23 protein-coding genes are annotated in these 18,922 nt (G+C 65.5%); 8 read left to right on the top strand and 15 right to left on the bottom strand.

Annotated elements, in window-relative coordinates:
* Positions 1-8 precede the first annotated feature (8 nt).
* The 5 genes from F9K20_RS15540 to F9K20_RS15520 all read right to left on the bottom strand — a co-directional run bounded on the left by F9K20_RS15540 (position 9) and on the right by F9K20_RS15520 (position 3,632).
* Positions 9-233 (bottom strand): F0F1 ATP synthase subunit C, encoded by a 225-nt coding sequence (locus F9K20_RS15540; protein ID WP_291003715.1) that lies wholly within the window; start codon positions 231-233, stop codon positions 9-11.
* A gap of 65 nt (positions 234-298) precedes the next feature.
* Complete coding sequence (locus F9K20_RS15535; RefSeq protein ID WP_291003882.1) at positions 299-1,015, bottom strand: F0F1 ATP synthase subunit A; 717 nt, start codon at positions 1,013-1,015, stop codon at positions 299-301.
* Between the two features lie 53 nt (positions 1,016-1,068).
* Positions 1,069-1,509 carry an AtpZ/AtpI family protein gene (locus tag F9K20_RS15530; RefSeq protein ID WP_291003880.1) on the bottom strand — a complete coding sequence of 147 codons (441 nt, stop codon included), beginning with the start codon at positions 1,507-1,509 and terminating at the stop codon, positions 1,069-1,071.
* Positions 1,510-1,629: 120 nt separating this feature from the next.
* Positions 1,630-2,271: a methionine biosynthesis protein MetW gene (gene metW, locus F9K20_RS15525; RefSeq protein ID WP_291003712.1), complete on the bottom strand. Its 642-nt coding sequence runs from the start codon at positions 2,269-2,271 to the stop codon at positions 1,630-1,632.
* Positions 2,272-2,441: 170 nt separating this feature from the next.
* Positions 2,442-3,632 (bottom strand): homoserine O-acetyltransferase, encoded by a 1,191-nt coding sequence (locus tag F9K20_RS15520; RefSeq protein ID WP_291003709.1) that lies wholly within the window; start codon positions 3,630-3,632, stop codon positions 2,442-2,444.
* Positions 3,633-3,823: 191 nt separating this feature from the next.
* Here F9K20_RS15520 and hisC point away from each other — a divergent pair, with 191 nt between their 5' ends.
* The 3 genes from hisC to F9K20_RS15505 are packed head-to-tail and all read left to right on the top strand — an operon-like array spanning position 3,824 to position 6,575.
* Positions 3,824-4,933 carry a histidinol-phosphate transaminase gene (hisC, locus tag F9K20_RS15515; protein WP_291003706.1) on the top strand — a complete coding sequence of 370 codons (1,110 nt, stop codon included), beginning with the start codon at positions 3,824-3,826 and terminating at the stop codon, positions 4,931-4,933.
* Complete coding sequence (locus tag F9K20_RS15510; protein ID WP_291003703.1) at positions 4,930-5,886, top strand: prephenate/arogenate dehydrogenase family protein; 957 nt, start codon at positions 4,930-4,932, stop codon at positions 5,884-5,886. Before hisC ends, F9K20_RS15510 begins: the two co-directional genes overlap by 4 nt.
* A gap of 2 nt (positions 5,887-5,888) precedes the next feature.
* Positions 5,889-6,575: a gamma-glutamylcyclotransferase gene (locus F9K20_RS15505; RefSeq protein ID WP_367115789.1), complete on the top strand. Its 687-nt coding sequence runs from the start codon at positions 5,889-5,891 to the stop codon at positions 6,573-6,575.
* A gap of 30 nt (positions 6,576-6,605) precedes the next feature.
* Here the strand turns inward: F9K20_RS15505 and F9K20_RS15500 are convergent, their stop codons facing one another.
* The 3 genes from F9K20_RS15500 to F9K20_RS15490 all read right to left on the bottom strand — a co-directional run bounded on the left by F9K20_RS15500 (position 6,606) and on the right by F9K20_RS15490 (position 9,932).
* Positions 6,606-7,040 (bottom strand): hypothetical protein, encoded by a 435-nt coding sequence (locus F9K20_RS15500; RefSeq protein WP_291003700.1) that lies wholly within the window; start codon positions 7,038-7,040, stop codon positions 6,606-6,608.
* A gap of 216 nt (positions 7,041-7,256) precedes the next feature.
* Entirely contained in the window at positions 7,257-9,611 is a 2,355-nt protein-coding gene (locus F9K20_RS15495; protein WP_291003697.1) for an adenosylcobalamin-dependent ribonucleoside-diphosphate reductase, read from the bottom strand.
* A gap of 123 nt (positions 9,612-9,734) precedes the next feature.
* Positions 9,735-9,932 (bottom strand): hypothetical protein, encoded by a 198-nt coding sequence (locus F9K20_RS15490; RefSeq protein ID WP_291003694.1) that lies wholly within the window; start codon positions 9,930-9,932, stop codon positions 9,735-9,737.
* On the opposite strand from F9K20_RS15490, the gene F9K20_RS15485 reads away from it, so the two are divergent.
* Positions 9,931-10,083, top strand: coding sequence for a hypothetical protein (locus F9K20_RS15485; protein ID WP_291003691.1), 153 nt, complete (start codon positions 9,931-9,933; stop codon positions 10,081-10,083). The genes F9K20_RS15490 and F9K20_RS15485 overlap by 2 nt on opposite strands.
* 176 nt (positions 10,084-10,259) lie before the next feature.
* On the opposite strand, the gene F9K20_RS15480 is transcribed toward F9K20_RS15485, so the two are convergent.
* The 4 genes from F9K20_RS15480 to ftsE form a co-directional block, all read right to left on the bottom strand.
* Positions 10,260-11,048, bottom strand: coding sequence for a lysophospholipid acyltransferase family protein (locus F9K20_RS15480; RefSeq protein ID WP_291003688.1), 789 nt, complete (start codon positions 11,046-11,048; stop codon positions 10,260-10,262).
* 3 nt (positions 11,049-11,051) lie between these two features.
* On the bottom strand, positions 11,052-11,705 hold the full coding sequence (locus F9K20_RS15475; RefSeq protein WP_291003685.1) for a YdcF family protein: 654 nt from the start codon (positions 11,703-11,705) through the stop codon (positions 11,052-11,054).
* A gap of 151 nt (positions 11,706-11,856) precedes the next feature.
* Entirely contained in the window at positions 11,857-12,963 is a 1,107-nt protein-coding gene (locus F9K20_RS15470) for an ABC transporter permease (protein WP_291003682.1), read from the bottom strand.
* The gene (gene ftsE / locus F9K20_RS15465; protein WP_291003679.1) at positions 12,947-13,603 is read right to left on the bottom strand and encodes a cell division ATP-binding protein FtsE; all 657 of its coding nucleotides are present in this window, start codon (positions 13,601-13,603) and stop codon (positions 12,947-12,949) included. Before ftsE ends, F9K20_RS15470 begins: the two co-directional genes overlap by 17 nt.
* A gap of 212 nt (positions 13,604-13,815) precedes the next feature.
* On the opposite strand from ftsE, the gene hpt reads away from it, so the two are divergent.
* Both hpt and F9K20_RS15455 read left to right on the top strand, forming a co-directional pair.
* Positions 13,816-14,367 carry a hypoxanthine phosphoribosyltransferase gene (gene hpt, locus F9K20_RS15460; protein WP_291003676.1) on the top strand — a complete coding sequence of 184 codons (552 nt, stop codon included), beginning with the start codon at positions 13,816-13,818 and terminating at the stop codon, positions 14,365-14,367.
* Between the two features lie 14 nt (positions 14,368-14,381).
* On the top strand, positions 14,382-14,744 hold the full coding sequence (locus F9K20_RS15455; protein WP_291003673.1) for a response regulator: 363 nt from the start codon (positions 14,382-14,384) through the stop codon (positions 14,742-14,744).
* 1 nt (position 14,745) lies between these two features.
* On the opposite strand, the gene moaA is transcribed toward F9K20_RS15455, so the two are convergent.
* Complete coding sequence (moaA, locus tag F9K20_RS15450; RefSeq protein ID WP_291003671.1) at positions 14,746-15,771, bottom strand: GTP 3',8-cyclase MoaA; 1,026 nt, start codon at positions 15,769-15,771, stop codon at positions 14,746-14,748.
* A 214-nt stretch (positions 15,772-15,985) separates the two neighbouring features.
* Here moaA and F9K20_RS15445 point away from each other — a divergent pair, with 214 nt between their 5' ends.
* Positions 15,986-16,288, top strand: coding sequence for a hypothetical protein (locus F9K20_RS15445; protein WP_291003669.1), 303 nt, complete (start codon positions 15,986-15,988; stop codon positions 16,286-16,288).
* Here F9K20_RS15445 and mobB read toward each other — a convergent pair.
* Entirely contained in the window at positions 16,266-16,772 is a 507-nt protein-coding gene (gene mobB, locus F9K20_RS15440; protein WP_291003666.1) for a molybdopterin-guanine dinucleotide biosynthesis protein B, read from the bottom strand. The two genes, F9K20_RS15445 and mobB, sit on opposite strands and share 23 nt — an antisense overlap.
* Entirely contained in the window at positions 16,765-17,418 is a 654-nt protein-coding gene (gene mobA, locus F9K20_RS15435) for a molybdenum cofactor guanylyltransferase MobA (protein ID WP_291003663.1), read from the bottom strand. The genes mobB and mobA overlap by 8 nt, the downstream gene beginning before the upstream one ends.
* Before the next feature lie 128 nt (positions 17,419-17,546).
* Between mobA and F9K20_RS15430 the strand changes: the two genes are divergently transcribed.
* The gene (locus F9K20_RS15430) at positions 17,547-18,641 is read left to right on the top strand and encodes a TRAP transporter substrate-binding protein (protein WP_291003877.1); all 1,095 of its coding nucleotides are present in this window, start codon (positions 17,547-17,549) and stop codon (positions 18,639-18,641) included.
* Positions 18,642-18,922 lie beyond the last annotated feature (281 nt).

Raw genomic sequence — 18,922 nt, 5'->3', positions numbered from 1 at the left:
GATCGCGATCAGCCGAACAGGATGATAAGCGCGATCAAGAGGCCGAACAGTCCCGTCGCCTCGGCGAGCGCGAAGCCGATCAGCACGTTGGTGAACTGGCCCGGGGCGGCTGACGGGTTGCGCAGGGCGCCCGAGACGTAGTTGCCGAAGATGTTGCCGATGCCGACGCCGGCGCCGATCAACGCGCTGCAGGCGAGGCCAGCGCCGATCATCTTTGCTGCTTCCAACTCCATGGTCGTGTCTCCTTGTTAGAATTCAAATCTGTGGGTGTGTTTGGCGCGACGGCTTATCGCCGTCGTCAGTGATGCATGTGAAGAGCGTCGTTCAGGTAGATGCAGGTCAGCACCGTGAAGATGAGCGCCTGCAGGAAGGCGACGACGATCTCCAGACCCGTGAAGGCGACCACGAAGGCGAACGGTGCCCAGCCGCCGAGCACGCCCAGCCCGACGACGAAGCCGGCGAAAACTTTCAGCATGGTGTGCCCCGCCATCATGTTGGCGAACAGACGCACCGAGTGGCTGATGGGGCGGATGAAGTAGGAGATGAGCTCGATCGGCACGATGATCGGCAACAGCCACCAGGGCACGCCGGAAGGCACGAACAGGCGCAAGAATCCCGCGCCGTGGCGCACAAATCCGATGATGGTGACTGTAATCCACACCATGGCCGCAAAGGCGAAGGTGACGATGATGTGGCTCGTCACGGTGAAGGAGTGGGGGATCATCCCGAGCAAATTCAGCGTCAGGATGAACATGAAGATGGTGAACACCCAGGGGAAGTACTTCATGCCTTCCTCGCCCAGGTTCTCGCGCACCATGTTGGCGATGTACTCGTAGCAGAGCTCGGCCATGGACTGAAGGCGCCCCGGCACCAGCGAGCGCGGCCCCATGGCGAGGATGAGGAAGAGCGAGATCAGCACCACCGCGATGACCATGAACAGCGAGGCGTTGGTAAACGACGCGTCAACCCCGAACAGGTCGATCGGGAAGATGCGTTTGATCTGGAACTGCTCCATGGGGCTGTGGTGTGCCGCCCCATCCGCGCCTTCTACAGCCAAGGTCCTATCCCCTACCTGTCGTCCTCGTCATCGTCCGCGACGGACGGCGCCGCGAGCTGCGACGCTGCCATTTCGGCCTGCGCCTTCTGGGCGGCGCGGATCACGTTCAGCAACCCAGCGGCAAATCCCATGATGACAAACAAAACCAGCAGCCACGGCGCCGTGCCGAACTGCCGATCGAGCAGCCACCCGATAAACCCACCGACGCCAACACCGACCAGAAGCTCGGCGACAAAGCGAAAGGCCCTGGCGAATGCCTCGCCACGGGCCCGTGCATCGACCGACTGGGGTGGGGCGCGCCGCGCCTTGACCTGATCGAGCCGCTTGCCGATCGCTTTGGAGCGCTGGCGAAATGCCTCGGCCTCTTCGGGGCTGATCTCGCCACGTCCAGGGCCTGGGCCCTTCCCTGCGGATGACATGGCTAAAACGACCCGATTGCGGTTGCGCGGCACCAAACACGGCGGGTTTTATCAACGGCGCGCACCATAGTGACGGCCCCTAGGGGTGTCAAGAAAGGGCCGGAAACACTGGGGGTATGGCGAAACCGCGCACTCTCGCTGCCTGCAGCCGCCTCAGCCGCCGTGGCGCTTGCGCAGCAGGAAGACGGCTTTCTCGCCGAGAAGGTTTTGCAGCCAGATCGAGCGCCGCATGGACAGCCGTTGCCCCGAGGTGTTGAAGGCCACGGCGTCCTCGACCTCGGCATCGACCAGGGCGACGAGGTCGGCAAAATCCTTGATCGTGCACAGGTGGGCGTCGGGGCTGGCGTACCACGGCTCCGGCAGGTTGCGGGTCTGCGGCATACGCCCGGTGAGCAGTAACTCGGCCCGGATGCGCCAGTGACCAAAGTTCGGGAACGATACGATGGCGCGGCGGCCGATGCGCAAAAGGTTCTCCAGCACCGTCTTGGGGTAGCGCGTCGCCTGGATGGTCAGGCTGAGGATGGCGTAGTCGAAGGCCTGGTCGGGATAGTCGGCGAGATCACGGTCGGCGTCGCCCTGGATCACTGACAGGCCGCGCGTCACGCAGGCGTTTACCCGCTCGCGCGACAGCTCCACCCCGCGCCCGTCGGTCGATTTCGTCTCCGCGAGCAGCTGCAGGAGCGCACCGTCACCGCAGCCGACGTCGAGCACGCGCGAGCCCGGCTCGACCATTTCGGCGATCAGCAAGTGGTCGACGCGATGCGTGCCCGGTGCTGTGGGGGTGATTTTCTGCATGGTGGGCGGCTTTACACCCCGCTCAGGTCGTCGACAAGCCCGTGCCGGGCAGGCTCGACATCAGCCCCAAGCAAGAAGCGAAATCGCCACAACGACCGCGATGCAGGTGAAGACAAAAAATGCCAGCGAGGGCGGCTTTGGCGGCAACAAATGGGCGAGCGGATCGATCCTCATACCTTCAGCCCGCGCTTGACGCCGGCGGCGCTCAGGAACCCGCGCACCGTGGCGAAAAACTCCGGCTCCTCGAGCAAGAAAGCGTCGTGACCGTTATTGGTCTCGATCTCGACGAAGGAGACGTTGGCCGCGACGGCGTTGAGCGCGTGCACAATCTCGCGGCTTTCGCGCGTCGGGTAGAGCCAGTCGCTGGTGAAGGAGACGATGCAGAAGCGCGTCTTGGTGCCGCGAAACGCATTCGCCAAAACGTCGCCGCGCTCGGCCGCGAGGTCGAAATAGTCCATGGCGCGGGTGATGTAGAGGTAGCTGTTGGCGTCGAAGCGGTCGACGAAGGTCGAGCCCTGATGGCGCAGATAGCTTTCCACCTGGAAGTCGGCGTTGAAGGAGAAGGTGACCTTCGAGAGTTCCTGCAGGGCGCGGCCGAACTTGCGGTGCAGCGCGTCCTCCGACAGGTAGGTGATGTGCGCGGCCATGCGCGCCACGGCGAGACCGTTGCGCGGCACCTTGCCGAAGGAGTGATAGTCGCCGCCGCACCAGTCGGGATCGGCCATGACCGCTTGCCGGCCAACCTCGTGGAAGGCGATGTTCTGCGAGGAGTGCCAGGCGGCGGTGGCGACGGGAACGGCGGAGAACACGCGCTCGGAATGGCTCGCCGCCCATTCCAGCACCTGCATGCCGCCCATCGAGCCGCCGATGACGCAGAACAGCTGGTCGATGCCGAGATGGTCGATGAGGCGCACCTGCGCGTTGACCATGTCGCCGATGGTGATGACCGGAAAATTGAGGCCGTATGGCTTGCCGGTGCGCGGATCTACGGAGGCTGGTCCCGTGGAACCCATACAGCCGCCGAGGATGTTGGGGCAGATGACGAAGAAGCGCTCCGTGTCGATCGGCTTGCCGGGCCCGACGAGCGTCGACCACCATCCCGGCTTCTTGGTCACCGGGTGCTCGCTGGCAACGTACTGGTCGCCTGTCAACGCATGGCAGATGAGCACCGCATTCGACTTGGCGGCATTGAGCTCACCATACGTCTCGTAGGCGATGGAAATCGGCGCCAGAAGCTGGTCGCAGGCGAGCTGCAAAGGCTCGCTCTCGGGCAGGTGCAGAACCTTGCTCGACGGGCTGTTGGCCTCGGCAAGTCGCGTCCCCTTGATGCTGTCCAACGTCGTCACGGGAGCCACGTTCATCATTCTTCTCTGACGCCCAGCTTAATCCCCCAGCCTATCCTCTGATATGACAGCTGGAAGGTCGAGGTTAGCTATGCACTGCCCCCTAAAAGTCAATCTTTTCTTTGCTTTCACACTTTGCGCTGTCTATCAGTCGAGGCCGCCGCCCGGCAGCCCCGCGCGGTATCTAGGACGAAGACCAGCGAGATAAGATGATGTCGTCGACCTCGCCCGCACCGCGGCCGGGCATTCTTGAAATCGATCCTTATGTTCCCGGCGAAAGCCGCCTGCCGGCGGGGTTGAAGCCGATCAAGTTGTCGTCCAACGAGACGCCGCTTGGCCCCAGCCCGAAGGCCATCGCAGCGTTTCGCGAGGTGGCGGGAGAGCTCGAGCGCTACCCCGACGGCTCGGCAACCTCGCTGCGCGCGGCCATCGCGGCGCGCTATGGCCTCAACCCGGAGCGCATCGTGTGCGGCGCGGGCTCTGACGAGCTGCTGACCATGCTGGCGCACGCCTATCTCGGGCCGGGCGATGAGGCGATCTTCACCGAGCACGGCTTCCTTCTCTACCGCATTATCGTGCTGTCGAACGGCGCGACGCCCGTGGTGGCGCCCGAGACCAACTACCGGACGGACACCGGCGCCATCCTGGCGCGCGTCACCGAGCGCACCAAGGTCGTGTTTCTCGCCAACCCCAACAATCCCACCGGGACCTACGTTTCGTTCGACGAGGTGCGCTCCTTGCGTGCGCAACTGCCCGCCAGCGTGCTGCTGGTGCTCGACGCCGCCTACGCCGAGTACGTGCGGCGCAACGACTACGAGGCCGGCATCGAGCTCGTCGCCACGACGCAGAACACGGTTATGACGCGCACCTTCTCCAAGATCCACGGGCTCGCCGGTCTGCGCCTCGGCTGGGCGTATTGCCCGCAGGCGGTGGCCGATGTCCTCAACCGCATCCGCGGGCCCTTCAACGTGTCGGTGCCGGCGATGGCGGCCGGTGCTGCGGCGATCGCCGACAAGGCGCACGAGGAGGCCGCGGCTGCGCACAATGAGCGCTGGCTGCCGTGGCTCAGCGCCGAGATCGAGAAACTGGGTCTCAAGGTGACGCCGAGCGTCGCCAACTTCATCCTGGTGCACTTCGCCAAGGATGGTGCGCTGGGCGCCGATGCGGCCGACAAGTACCTCAAGGCGCGCGCCATCATCGTGCGCAAGGTCGGCGCTTACGGGCTCCCCAATTGCCTGCGCATGACCATCGGGAGGGAGGCGGACAACCGCGCCGTCGTAACGGCGCTCGCCGACTTCCTCGGGGGGCGGCCGGCATGACGCAGGCGATGTTCGAGCGCGTGGCGCTGATCGGCGTCGGCCTGATCGGTTCCTCGATCAGCCACGCCATGCGGCGTAGGGGGCTTGCCAAAGAGATCGTCGGCAGCGCCCGCACCAAGGCGACTCTCGCCACGGCGCTGAGCCTCGGCCTCATCGACAAGGGGTACGAGCGAGCCGCCGAGGCGGTGAAGGGCGCCGATCTTGTCATCCTCAGCGTGCCGGTGGGCGCCTGCGGGCCGCTCGCGGCCGAGATCGCGCCGCATCTGAGCGCAGGCGCCATCCTCACCGACGTCGGCTCGGTGAAGGAAGCGGTGGTGCGCGACATCGCTCCGCACGTGCCAGCCGGCGTGCACTTCGTCCCCGGGCATCCGATTGCCGGCACCGAGCAGTCGGGCCCCGAGGCCGGCTTTGCCGAGCTGTTCGATGGCCGCTGGACGATTCTCACCCCGGAGCCAGGCACCGATGCCGTGGCGGTTGAGAAGCTGAAGGCGTTCTGGACGGCGCTCGGCTCGAAGGTCGAGATCATGAACGCGCAGCATCACGACATGGTGCTGGCCATCACCAGCCATCTGCCGCACCTCATCGCCTACAACATCGTCAACACCGCCGAGCACCTGCAACGGGTGACCGAGAAGGAGGTCATCAAGTTCTCGGCCGGCGGCTTCCGCGACTTCACGCGTATCGCGGCCTCTGATCCGACCATGTGGCGCGACGTGTTTCTCAACAACAAGGAGGCGGTCATGGAGATGCTGCGCCGCTTTTCGGACGATCTGGCCGAGCTGAAGCGCGCCATCGAAGCCGCCGACGGCGACACGCTGTTTCGCCGCTTTACCGAGGCGCGCGATATCCGCCGCGGCATCATCGCCGCCGGCCAGGATACGCCGGCGCCCGACTTCGGCCGCGTGCACGGCTCGCAGCCGGCGCCCGAGACGGAAAGCGGGGCGCGCAAGTAGCGATGGCGGCCGCGCACGATCTCTGGATCTTCGCCTACGGCTCCTTGATGTGGCGGCCGGGTTTCGAAGCCGAGGAGGTCGTGCACGCGCGGCTTGTCGGCTGGCGGCGCAGCTTCTGCATCTACTCGCGCTTTCATCGCGGCTCTGCCCGCCGGCCCGGACTGGTGCTGGGGCTCGATCGCGGCGGCACCTGCGAGGGGATCGCCTTCCGCGTACCGGCCGGCAAAGCGCGCGCGACGCTGCGCTATTTGCGCGAGCGCGAGCAGGTGGTGAGCGTCTATCGCGAGGCACTGGTGCCGGTCACCCTGCTGGCTGGCGATCGACCCGAGGTCATGGCGCTAGCGTTCCTCGTCGAGCGCGCCCACCCGAGCTATGCGGGGCAGCTGTCCCTGGCCGAGCAGGCGCACTTCATTCGGGGTGCGGCCGGGCGTTCGGGCAACAACATCGACTATCTGGCGAGCACGCTGGCGCATCTCGCCGAGCTCGGCATTCGCGAGCGCGAGCTCGAGCGGCTGCTGACGCTCGTTGGCAGGCACGCAGCGCGCGGCGAGGATGGCGGGCATGCGCGGGCCAGCGCCGCGGCAATGGTAGGCGTGTTCAGCAGGCAGCCGGCGCGGGCGCGTCGTCTCAAGGTCGAGGATGCGCGGCGCTTCTGCTACCGCACCGTGCTGACGGCGCGCAAAGACTGATGGGGAACGATGCGCGAGAGGAGCCTGGTATCAGTGGGGGCGGGTGCCGGCGAGACGCGCAACGTCGGCCTCGAATTGCCCGGTGCGCAGATCGAACTCAATCAGCTTGCCGAGCTTGGCGTTGTCGGCGAGCAGATGCACGTGGATTTCGTCGGCAGCGAGTTCGGCGCCGCGCTGGCGGATCTCCGCGAGATTGAGCGAGGGTGCGTCGTTGTTGACGCGGCCGACCGACAACGCCTCGGCACGACCATTGGTGCGGCGGCGCACGAGAACGTAGTTGGCAGCCGGCAAGGGTGGGCATTCGAGCAGCTGATAGACGCTGTGGACGTAGCGCTTACCGGAGGCGCCGGTCCAAAAGTGGAAGCGGGTCGATTCGTTTGCCCGGGTCATACGCTCCGCGACGTCTTCCTGGGCGAGGGAACGCTGCGCCCTGTACACGGCGAGCTCAATGATACGCGCAACCATTACTGCTGATCCCTTCGCGGCCTTGCGGCGCGCGTGCTGTTCGACGCTCTTTTCTTTTCGTGCCAGCCTATGCCCCATTGCTTAACGATGCCCCTGGTTTCGAGCCGAATTGTGGCTCCATCTCAGTGTTTTTGCGGCAGAGTGAACGCAACCTTGCAGCGTGTCGCGCGCGCCTGGGTGCGGTTCGCATCGCGTGTGCAACGCCGGCGCCAAGCGTCAGCCGCAGCGCGAGAAACCGCACCTATTGCACACCCAGCAGCCTTCCCGCTGAACGTAATCGGCTGATGAGCAGCGCGGACAGAGTTTGAGCCTCGCTGGACGCTTGCTCGCTCCCCGTCCCTGTGCCGCCGCGTCGTCCTGTCGCTGCGCGGCGCCGAGCGCCAGTTGTGACTCGTCTGCTTGCAGGAAGCCGGTGCGTCGCATGTGCGTCTCGATAACCTCGCCAATCGCTGCGAGCAGGCTCGGCACGTAGCGGCCCGCGACCCAGTGTCCGCCCTGCGGATCGAACACGGCTTTGAGCTCATCGGCGACGAAGGTCACATCGCCGCCGCGGCGGAAGACGGCGCTGATCATGCGCGTCAGCGCCACCGTCCACGCGTAATGCTCGAGGTTGCGCGTGTTGATGAAGATCTCGAACGGACGGCGGCGCCCGTCGCGCTCGATGTCGTTGATGGTCACGTAGATGGCATGGTCGCTGGCCGGCCACTTGAGCTTGTAGGTGTAGCCGGCGAGCACGCCTTCGCGCTCCAGCGGGCGGGCCATGTAGACGACGCCCGACCGCTCCGGTGCCGGGGTAATCTCGGCCAGCCCGGGCCTGGCTGACTTGCCGAGAACAGGTTCCGGTGGCGGCGTAGCGACCGGCTGCAGCACGGCGCCCGTCACCGGGTTCGGACGGTAGGTCGTGCACCCCTTGAGGCCGAGCGCGTACGCCTCGAGGTAGACGTTCTTGAAATCCTCGAAGGAGATGTCCTCGGGGCAATTGATGGTCTTGGAGATGGCGCTGTCGACGAACGGCTGCAGCGCTGCCTGCATGGCGAGGTGCTCGGCGGGCGTCAGGTCGCCGGCGCGCACGAACGTGTCGGGCAGCGGCGTCTTGGTGCCGAACTGCCGCCGGAACTGCGCGTGCGCGTAATCTTCGATGGTCTGCGTGTGGGCCGTGCCGTCGCGGGCGAGCACACGGCGGCTGTAGCGATAGTCGAATACAGGCTCTACGCCGCTCGAGACGTTGCCGGCCAGCAGCGAGATGGTGCCGGTCGGGGCAATCGAGGTGAGGCAGCCGTTGCGTATGCCGTGACGACGGATGGCCTCGCGCACCCCTTTGTCGAGCGCGGCGACGTTGGGGCTGGCGAGGAAGCGCTCGGCATCGAACAGGGGGAAGGCGCCCTTCTCGGCCGCGAGCTCGGCGCTCGCAGCGTAGGCGGCGTTTTGGATGATGCTCATCCACGAGCCGGCGAGCTTGGCCGCCTCCGGCGTGCCGTAGCGGATGCCGGAGAAGATCAGGGCATCGGCCAGCCCGGTGATGCCGAGCCCGATGCGGCGCTTGCTCTGTGCCTCCTTGCGCTGCTCGCTCAGCGGATAGTTGGAGATATCGATGACGTCGTCGAGGAAGCGGACGGCGATCTTCACGCGCTCCTTAAGCTTGCCGACATCGAGCCGCGCCCCGCCGGTGAACGGATGCTCGATGAGGCGCGCCAGGTTGATCGAGCCGAGCAGGCAGGCGCCGAACGGCGGCAACGGCTGCTCTCCGCAGGGGTTCGTCGCGTGGATTTCCTCGCAATAGTTGAGGTTGTTGCGCGCATTGACGCGGTCGATGAACACGACGCCCGGCTCGGCGTAATCGTAGGTGGAGCGCATGATGCGCTCCCACAGCGCGCGGGCGGGAAGTGTACGGTAGACCTTGCCGCCGAACTTGAGATCCCACGCGCGGTCAGCGCGCACAGCGGCGAGGAACTCGTCGGTGACCAGCACCGACAGGTTGAAGTTGCGCAGCCGAGCGGGATCGGCCTTGGCATCGATGAAGGCTTCGATATCGGGGTGATCACAGCGCAAGGTCGCCATCATGGCGCCGCGGCGGCTGCCCGCCGACATGATGGTGCGGCACATGGCATCCCACACTTCCATGAAGCTGACGGGGCCCGAGGCATCGGCCCCGATCGAGGCGACGCGGGCGCCCTTGGGACGTAGCGTGGAGAAGTCGTGGCCGATGCCGCCACCCTGCTGCATGGTCAGCGCAGCGTCTTTCACGCCCGCGAAAATGGCGTCGAGACTGTCCTCGATTTTGCCGAGCACGAAGCAGTTGAAGAGCGTCACGGCGCGTCCCGTACCCGCTCCGGCAAGAATGCGGCCGGCCGGCAGGAAGCCGAGATCGGCGATGGCGTCATGAAAGCGCTTGGCCCACTGCTCGCGCGCCCGCTTGCCCCCCTTCTCGACCGCCGCAGCGGCGCGGGCGACGCGCCAGAAAGTGTCGTCGAGCGACGAATCGATCGGCCTGCCGTCGGGCTCCATCAAGCGATACTTGAGGTCCCAGATCTCCCGCGAAATCGGCGCTGAGAATTCAGTTGCGTCAGACATCGGGCGGTCCTGCATTTCGGCCCACCAATATGGGGCCGGAACGGCCCAAAGTCAATAAAATGTTCTCATTAAGTTCTATATAAGTTCTTAGCGTGCAGCGGCTCGTTACGTCGCCTGGTGGTGTCAGCTCAATGGCAACGACGGTGCCTCGAAACCGTTCTGCACAACTTTGCAGGCGGCGCACTGAATAGCCCCGCTAGACCATTGATAGAATGTGATACAGCCGCATTCGCAGCACCACATTTCGGGTTCGTGCTGCTCGTTGCATTGCGCGTGGTTGCGACGCTTGCGTTCGAAATCCAGATCGATGAGGTTCGACATGGCTAAAGCTTCCACCAAGAGCGCCGGCAAGGCTCGCGCCACCGGTAACTACGTATCGCCGGCCTCCGCCAAGGCGAAGACGGCCGTCATCCAGCGCGGGAGCCAGAAGGCGGCTGCTGGAAAGCCTAAGGCGGCGGCGAAGAAAAAGTAGTTGTCGAATTCAGTTCAGTTTTCCGCATCGGCCGAATATTGCCATGCTGGGAGTGAATGCGTCGCCCAACCGGGCGGCGCTTTTACTTTTTGCGCGCGATACGAACGCGCGCCGAGCCTTGTGCCTCCTGCACAAGTCGCGCAGGACGACTAACTCGTTAATTAATCTATTAAAATTCAATGTGTTGCGGCCGCGTGCTCCGCCCGCTCGATAGCTTGCTGGGGGATCGGCGGCGGGCTGGGCGAGCGTGCCGCTTCGAGGATCAGCCGATCGGAGGCTTCCTCAATCCGCCGCTGCAACTCGGCTTTGAACTTGGCGCGCGGCAGCCCAGAGGGGAGGGGCTCGAGGAGCTCGACGATGATGGTGCCGGGGTAGCGGATCAGCTCGCGCCGCGGCCAATAGAGTCCCGAGTTGAGCGCGATCGGCACGCACGGCAGCTCCAGGCCCTCGTAGAGGGCGACCGAGCCCGGCTTGTAGTCGGGCTCCGCGCCCGGCGGCCGTCGCGTGCCTTCCGGAAAGATGAGTACCTCGCGCCGGGCGGCGGCGCGCACCTGCGCATCGCGCACGAGCTGGCGCAGCGCGGCGGGCCCGCGCTCACGCTTGACGAAGATGTGCTCGAACTTGCGCGAGAACCACCCATAGAAGGGAATGAGGGTCAGCTCCCACTTCATGACCAGCGCCGGATCGGTGAAGATCGGGATCAGAGCGAACGTGTCCCACGCCGACTGGTGCTTGGAGGCGACAAGATACGGCGGTTGCGGCAGTCTCTCACGTCCGCGCACCTCCATACGCGTGCCGCAGAGGACGCGCAGTAGCCATAGCGAGACGATGGCGTGGGCCTTCAGCCCCATCATCGCGTAGCGCCGCGGCCCGAGCAGCAGGAAAGAGCCGCCCACGACGAAAGCCGCCGTGTTGGCGTAGAACAGCAGGGCGAAGACGAGCGAGCGGAGCAGCGTCAGGGACAAGGGTCAAAAAATCCCAGCAGCCGAATGTCCGGCTGGCACTTCGGCGACCGAGCTTTGCTGCGTCGAGCGCAGCAGGCGGGCGACGGTCAGGTGGGCAGCCGTCGGCAGGAACTTGAAATATTCCGATATCAGCGTGCGGGTGACGGAGGCGTTTAGCCACCATCTCGAAGGCGGGAAGTTGTTCGGTACCACGGGATGGGGGATCAGCTGCGTCGAGGGAAGCGCTAGGGACAATTCGGCCAGGCTGCGCGGCATGTGGTAGCTCGCCGTCACCACGATCAGGCTGTCATAGCCGTGCGACGCGGCCCAAGCGCGCGTCTCGTTGGCGTTGCCCGCTGTGTCGAGCGCGGCGTAGCCGACATCCACGCAGCAGTCGAACTTGTCCTCGGGAAGGCCGGAGATTTCGATCAGCGCCTTTTTGCCAGTGCGGCGGAAGACGCCGGAGATGAGCATGCGCTGCGCGCGACCCTCGTCCAAGAGGCGAGCCCCCTCGGCGATGCGCCGCCCCTCGCCGGTCAGCACGACGATGCCGTCAGCGTGCGGATTGTTCTGTGCCGGCAGGCGGGTGACAACGCTGGCGAAGAGAACAAAACCCAGCGCCAGCAACGACACTGCCGCTGCCGTCCCAAGGATTATGATCCGCCGCAAGCTGCTCATCGCAAGGGCCGCCTACGCTTTCCGTCTTCAGTCGCCCGCGCGTCGTTGAGCGTCGGGGCACACTAACCGATTTGATCCCGGTTGCGACAGGTCCTTTGCGGTTCGGGGAGAACGCCGATCGCGCCGGTGGCTTTGCTGCACTTGCGTAAAGCTATGGCTTGGAATTCAGAATACGGAACACCCCGAATCGCGACGTGAGCATACACAAGGCGGAGATCGTAATTACGACCCCGCCGAGCAGCAAATAGCCCGCCATATCGAGGCCGCCGGTTCCGATAAGCCGATGCATCTCGGCGGTCGTCGTCTCGCCGCCGCCCAGCATCTCCATGACCATCGGCATGGCGAAGAACACCGCCATGGCAAACAGCGCGCCGACGATGCCGGCGCGAATGCCGAGCCGCAGGAAGTGGCGCTCGAACTCGCGGGCGATGTAGCGGTCGGTGGCGCCGACGAAGTGCAACACTTCGACGATCTCGCGGTTGGAGGCGAGAGCCGAGCGCGTCGCCGAGACGATGATCGCCGTGGTTGCCGCCCCGACCAGCAGGAGAATGGCGAGGCCGCCGAGCGCGAACGACCGGGTTACCGTCCGGATCTGCTGCTGCCAGCGCCGGTGATCGTCGAGGGAGGCGGAGGGGAACTGCTTGCTCAGCTCCGCCCGCAATTCCTCGATGTTGGGAGGCTGGTTGCGGTCGATCTCGATGGCGATGAGGCGCGGCACCGGCAAAGCGGCGAGCGCGTCGGACTGGCCGAGCCATGGCTCGAGCAGCTTCGACGACGTGTCGAGACTGAGGGCATTGGCGCGCGCGATACCCTTGTGGTTGCGCAGGAAAGCTTCCGCCTCGCGAACCGTCTTGTCGACGTCCATGCCGTCGCGCGGTTCGATCTGTGCCGTCACCTCGCTGGCGATGTCCTTCAGCCAGGCATTGGCGGACTGATTGATCATGTACACGGCGCCGGCCGTCAGGCAGGCGAGGAAGCACATGATCGAAACGACGAGCGTGAGCGAGCGGCCGGTTACCGAATCGGGCGGTACCACCGGGGTGCTCGACGGCTCGCTCTTGGTCTTGCGGCCGCGGGCCGGGGCAAACTTGCGCGCCGGCGTGTCGTCCAGCGGTGCCATCGGTGCGGGATCGTAGGTGTAGCGCTGATGGGGACCGGAGGGCCCCGTCAGCACCGTGTCATAGAGATCGAAGCTGGTCGCGGTCTGCGACCCGCTCTGATCCCGGCGGCCGGTTGGTCTGTCATACGATCCGGACATGGCCGTCGTGCAGCTCCAGCCGCGGCGCCTTGAACTGCCGCATCAGTTGATGATCGTGGGTGGCTATCAGCACCGACGTGCCGAGCCGGTTGAGCTCGATGAATAGGCGCAACAGGCGGCGCGCCATCTGCGGGTCGACGTTGCCGGTGGGCTCGTCGGCTAGCAGCAGCTCCGGCTTGCCGATGACCGCGCGGGCGATGGCGGCTCGCTGCTTCTCTCCACCGGAGAGAATCGAGGGATAGGCGTGCATACGATCGCCGAGACCGACCCACTGCAATAAATCCGTGACATCCTCGCGGTAGTCGGCGAGTCGTTTGCCCACGACGCGCAGGGGAAGCGCGACGTTCTCCCAGGTGGTGAGATGGTCGAGGAGTCGAAAATCCTGGAACACGATACCGATGCGCCGGCGCAGCTGCGCGCGCTTTGAGGTGGAGATGCGGCTCACGTCTTGGTTAAAGAGGTAGATCTGCCCACGTGTAGGATGGCGCGACATGAACAGCAGTCGCAGCAGCGACGATTTGCCAGCGCCCGAGGGTCCGGTCAGGAAGTGGAAGGATCCGGGACGCAGATGGAAATTCACCTCCGACAGAACGTCCGGACCCTGCTCATAGGCGAGTGCGATGTTCGTTAGACGAATCACGAGTTTCGGCCAGCGGTTTGCAGCATGAGGCGCCAGGCTCCCAGATCGGCGAAAAACGCGGGAACCGGCGATCAATCGGGTACGAATGTGGCGGGTTCGTGTGCAGAGGGGCGCGCATACGGGGTAAGCACGTTATGGCGGCATTGCCGAGAGGATGCAATGTCCTGCTATCCTGCTCGAACACGAGGCCAACACGGTTTGGAACAGCGGTCATGAACGAGGCGACGACGAGAGCCGACCCCGAGCTCGAGGTGATTTTCACGCCCGAGGCCATAGCCGGGCGCCTCAACGAGCTCGCCCAAGAGATAGCCGGTGCCCGGCTGGAGAACCTGCTGGTCGTGGCGGTGCTGAAGGGGAGCTTCGTGTTCGCCGCCGACCTGATCCGCGCGCTGCACAGCGTGGGACTGGCGCCGGAGGTCGATTTCATGACGCTGTCCAGCTACAAGAAGGCACGCATCTCGTCCGGCCAGGTATCGATCCTGCGCGATATGGACCTCGACGTGCGCGGTCGCAACGTCCTCATCGTCGATGACGTTCTCGACTCCGGTCGCACGCTCGCGTTTGCCAAGGACCTGCTGGCTGCCCGCGGTGCAACGACGATCCGCACCTGCGTGCTGCTCGATAAGCAGCTGCCGCGAGCGGTCAATCTGGCGCCCGACTATTGCGCGTTTCAGTGTCCCAATGAATTCGTCGTCGGCTACGGCATGGATGTCGCGCACCGCTATCGCGAGCTGCCGTTCGTCGGGCGCGTCGTGCGGCAGTAGCGAGGAGGCGATCGATGGCCAGGATACTGCTTGCCGACGACGACGCGTCCACACGCGATCTCGTGAAGCGCGCACTCGAAGCGGACGGGCATAGCGTGCACGTCACCCAGGATGGCAGCGAGGCCCTCGATTGCGTCGAGGGCGCCGGAGCGCAGAAGTTCGATGTGCTGGTCAGCGACGTGGAGATGCCGCTGCTCGATGGCGTCGCCCTGGCGCAGCGCGCCCTGAAGCAACCGCACATGCGCGTGCTCTTGATGTCGGGCTTCGCCGAGCAGCTCGAGCGCGCCAAGTCACTGAAGAGTTCGCAGGTAGCAGTGCTCTCCAAGCCATTTACGCTCGAGGACGTACGCGTCAGCGTGCGCAAGCTGCTCGGTTAGGCTAGCCGCCGGTGACGCTCATGTGGCGCGCGACGGCAGGACGTCCCGCGTGGCGGTCGATGACGAAGTCGTGACCCTTGGGCTTCAGCCGCATGCCTTCGTCGATCACCGCCTGCAGCGCCGTATCGCTGGAGCTTGCGCGCAGCGGCTCGCGCAGATCGACAGCGTCCTCCTGGCCAAGGCACATGAACAGCGTGCCGGTGCAAGTGAGACGGACGCGATTGCAGCTTTCGCAGAAATTATGCGTCATCGGTGTGATGAAGCCCAAGCGGCCGCCCGTCTCAGCGACACGCACGTAGCGAGCAGGGCCGCCGGTTCGGTGCGGAATGTCCTCTAGCGTCCAGCGGTCGAGCAGGCGGGCGCGCACGATCGACAGTGGCAGATACTGGTCGAGGCGGTCGCCGTCGACTTCTCCCAGAGGCATGGTCTCGATCAGCGTGAGGTCATAGCCGCGGCCGTGGGCGAAGCGGATGAGATCGTCGATCTCGTCCTCGTTGGTGCCCTTGAGCGCCACGGCGTTGATCTTGACCTTGAGGCCGGCGGCGTCCGCGGCGTCGAGACCCTGCATGACGGTCGAGAAGTCGCCCCAGCGGGTGATGGCGCGGAACCGATCCGGACGCAGCGTATCGAGCGAGACGTTGATGCGCTCGACGCCGGCTGCTTTCAGGTCGCGGGCAGAGCGCTGCAGCTGGCTGCCATTGGTGGTGAGCGTGAGCTCGTCGAGGCGCCCGGCATCGAGGTGGCGGGACAGCGCCTGGAACAGCCACAGGATGTTCTTGCGCACCAGCGGCTCGCCGCCGGTGATGCGCAGCTTGCGCACTCCGCGGCTGACGAAGGCGGTGCAGATGCGGTCGAGCTCCTCGAGCGTCAGTAGCTCCCGCCGCGGCAGGAAGCTCATATGCTCGGACATGCAGTAGACACACCGGAAGTCGCAGCGGTCCGTCACCGACACCCTTAGGTAGGTGATCGAGCGGCCGAAGCGGTCGACGAGCGCGGGCAGCGGCTCGGTATGGAGAGGATCACCCACGGTTTGCAAGCGCGCTCCTCACAGTGGTGTGGAATGCCGGGCCGTACATGCCATAGATGGTGTGCGGTTGACCGTAAGCTAGCGACCGCGGCGGGGTGTTCAAGGGTTTTGTCGCGTTCGGCGCTGCGCCAGATCGTGCCGGCATGGCTCGTGGCGTCGATCCGGCCGCAGCGCGCCGTCTCCAATGGAGGGGGCGGCGCGGGACGAAACAGGGATGCGTACGCTCATAGCCGTCCTGCAGTGGCTTGCCGCACGCGCGGGGGCAAATCTCGGCATGGCCGACGCTGGATCGCGGCCGTGGAGCGATCCGACGACTGCCGACCGCGCCGGGCGCTTGGTGCCGGTCCCGGAGGATGGGCTGCAGCCGGAGGTGAGCCGCTCGCTTGCCGAGCACTGGGCGCTGTGGTTGGCCGTCGGGGTCGTGCTCTTGATCGTTGGTGCGGGGTATGTGCGGCGCCGCTGGCGCGCGCGGGGCGCTCATCGCCCCGCCTGGCTCACTTGGCGAGGGCCGCGATGAACGCCGCAATACCCTCGGCATCGTCCAGATCGAAACGCGGCAGGCCGGCCGAATCTGCACGGTAGTTCGCCGCCACGGCGACGATGCGGGTGTCGTGCGGGGCAAGCGGATTTTGCGTCGGCGAGGCCTCGAGCCGCACCTCGATCTTGGGGATCGGCGCGCTCTTGAAGCCTTCGACAATGACGACGTCGGCGCCCGCCACGTGCGGGCTGAGCTCGGCGAGCTCGGGCGGCGCTCCCGCCTGTCGGCGCCCCGACATTTCCCACGCTCCGGGTGCGATGACGATGGTCTTGATGGCGCCGGCGCGTGCGTGGCGCTCGCCGTCAGTCTTGCCGTCGGGTGGGCGCAGCTCGTGGTGCGTGTGCTTGATGGTCATGACCTTCAATCCGCGCCGGACGAGCAGGGGGATGAGGCGCTCGATGAGCGTCGTCTTGCCGGAGTTCTTCCAGCCGACGATACCGATGAACACGGGCGGCCTAGCCACGGGCGGTTTCGGTGGCGAACAGCGCACGCGCCCTTTCCAGGTCGGCCGGTGCATTGACGTTGAAGAACGGATCGATGCTGACGCCTCCGAGGTCGACTGGGGCGAAATCGGCGACGGCACAGCCCTGCGTGTCGGCGAAGCGATGCAGTGCCAGCACGTTCTGTTGCAGCGTCTCGGCCAGCGCGTCGGCGAGTTCGGTGCGCCACAGACCCGCCACGGGGTGACGCTCGCCTTGCGAGGCCGCGATGGCGCAGCGGCTGTTACCGGCGAGCAGCGTCGCCTTGAGGCGGGCGACGAGATCGAGCGGCAGGAACGGACAGTCGATGGGCATGCTGGCGATGAAGCGAGCCTCCGGCGTCTCGCGCCTTGCCCAGGCCATGCCCGCATGCAGCCCGGCGAGGGGGCCTGCGTAGCCTTCGATGCTGTCGGGCACCACCGGCAGGCAGTAGCCGGAGAAGCGTGCCGGATCGCCATTGGCATTGATGACGATGCGGCCGACCTGCGGGCGCATGCGCGCCAGCACGTGCAGCAGCATCGGCTTGCCGCCGATGTCGAGCAATGCCTTCTCGCGACCGCCCATGCGCGATGAGCGGCCGCCGGCCAGCAGCACGCCTGTTACCTCGCCGTCGATTTCACTCGTGCGCATAGGAGCGATTTAGGGGTCCTTGCTGGGCGCGGCAAGCAGCGAAGGCAAGCTGTCGTTGTGACTTGCGTCGCGGCGGGGATATAAAGGCCTCGAGGCTCGCAGACGAAGAGGCATTCGTGACCGACAAAGTGAACCGCCGCAAGTTCCTCAAGACGGCAGCGGCGGGAACTGCCGGCACGGCGATCGCCGCACCCGCTGTTGCGCAGACGAAGCCCGCGATCGAGTGGCGCCTGGTATCGAGCTTTCCCAAGTCGCTCGATACGATCTACGGCGCCGGCGAGACCTTCGCCAAGGCGCTGCTCGAGATGTCGGACGGCAACTTTCGCGTCCGCGTGTTTGCACCGACCGAGATCGTTCCAGGTCTGTCGGCCGCCGACGCGGTGACCAACGGCAGCGTCGAGGCCTGTCACACGGCCTCCTACTACTACTGGGGAAAGGATCCGACCTTCGCCTTCGGCACGGCGCTGCCGTTCGGCCTCAACTACCGCATGCAGAACGCGTGGATGTATCAGGGCGGCGGCATCGATCTGATGAACGAGTTCTACGCCCGCTACAAGATCTATGCGCTCCCAGGCGGCAACACCGGCACGCAGATGGGCGGCTGGTATCGGCGCGAGATCAACTCGCCGGAGGATTGGCGTGGGCTCAAGATGCGCATCGGCGGCCTGGCGGGGGCGGTGATCTCGCGCCTCGGGGCGGTTCCGCAGCAGATCGCCGGCGGCGACATCTACCCGGCGCTGGAGAAGGGAACCATCGACGCCGCCGAGTGGGTCGGCCCCTACGACGACGAGAAGCTCGGCTTCTCCAAGGTCGCCAAGTACTACTACTACCCGGGCTGGTGGGAAGGGCAGGCGATGCTGCACTTCTTCTTCAACCTCGATAAGTGGAACGGCCTGCCCAAGAACTACCAGGCGATGATCCGCGCCGCGGCGTCCATCGCCAATATGAGCATGATGGTGCGCTACGACATCCAGAACCCCGCGGCGCTGCGCCGCCTGGCCATCGGCGGCGCCGAGCCGCGCCCCTTCTCGGAGGCGGTGCTGGACGCGTGCTTCAAGGCTTCCAACGAGGTGTTCGCGGAGATCTGCGCCAAGAACGCCAGCTTCAAGAAGGTCTACGAGGCGACGCTCGCCATCCGCGGTGAGGACTATCTATGGTTCCAGCTCGCCGAGCACACCTACGACACGTACATGATGATCCAGCAGCGCAAGGGGCTGGTGTAGGGAATGGGCAGTCGGCAATTGGCAATAGGCAATAGCGGTCCGCACCGCCCATCGCCTACAGCCCAATGCCTCTTGCACTCGCGGACTGAGCATCCCGAGGGATGAGAAAGAGCGAGGGAGCGCGGGCGCCAAACGACCGCCATCCTGGTAACAATCCGGCAGCCTTTCGGCGCCCGCGTGCGGTGGCTCGCAAAGCCGAGGGTGCTCTTCACGACGGCAACGGGCCTTAGGGTCCCACCCGGCGCTTCACGGGCCGGGCTATCATCGCTCAGGACCTAAAG

This window comes from Hyphomicrobium sp. (assembly GCF_009026145.1).
Lineage (GTDB): Bacteria > Pseudomonadota > Alphaproteobacteria > Rhizobiales > Hyphomicrobiaceae > Hyphomicrobium_A.
This window is presented reverse-complemented; position numbering and strand designations above follow the sequence as displayed.